This window comes from Corynebacterium sp. MSK044 (assembly GCF_030232825.1).
Classification (GTDB): Bacteria; Actinomycetota; Actinomycetes; order Mycobacteriales; family Mycobacteriaceae; genus Corynebacterium.
In genome coordinates this window covers 1-871 of sequence record NZ_JASPJJ010000054.1, presented here as the reverse complement: position 1 = coordinate 871, position 871 = coordinate 1, and the positions used below count along the sequence as shown (strand labels likewise).

Annotated in this window: 1 rRNA gene; it reads right to left on the bottom strand. The window is 52.8% G+C overall.

Annotation, left to right across the window (positions count from 1 at the left end):
* Nucleotides 1-871, bottom strand: a 23S ribosomal RNA gene (locus QP994_RS11035); the annotation flags it as partial.

Here is an 871-nt window from a genome sequence, read left to right as displayed (position 1 = left end):
GTCTCGCAGTCAAGCTCCCTTGTGCACTTACACTCTAAACACCTGATTGCCAACCAGGCTGAGGGAACCTTTGGGCGCCTCCGTTACATTTTGGGAGGCAACCGCCCCAGTTAAACTACCCACCAGGCACTGTCCCCAACCCAGATCATGGGCCAAGGTTAAGACATTCACTACGGTCAGAGTGGTATTTCACTTGATGACTCCACACCCACTAGCGTGAGCGCTTCACAGTCTCCCACCTATGCTACACAAACCGCAGTAAACACCAATACCAAGCTATAGTGAAGGTCCCGGGGTCTTTTCGTCCTGCCGCGCGTAACGAGCATCTTTACTCGTAGTGCAATTTCACCGGGCCTGTGGTTGAGACAGCAGGGAAGTCGTTACGCCATTCGTGCAGGTCGGAACTTACCCGACAAGGAATTTCGCTACCTTAGGATGGTTATAGTTACCACCGCCGTTTACTGGGGCTTAAATTCTCCGCTTCGGACTTACGTCCTAACAGGTCCTCTTAACCTTCCAGCACCGGGCAGGCGTCAGTCCGTATACATCAACTTAACCGTCTTCGCACGGACCTGTGTTTTTGATAAACAGTCGCTTCCCTCTCTTCTCTGCGACCACAACCAGCTCACCAACGCAAGATTAGATCACCAGTTATGGCCCCCCTTCTCCCGAAGTTACGGGGGCAATTTGCCGAGTTCCTTAACCACAGTTCACCCGACCGCCTTAGTATTTTCTACCTGACTACCTGTGTCGGTTTCGGGTACGGGCCGTACACATACATCGCTAGAGGCTTTTCTCGACAGCACAGGATCACCACCATCACCCCTCAAGGGGCTACGCATCACGCCTGACATATACGCAGGCCGCATTT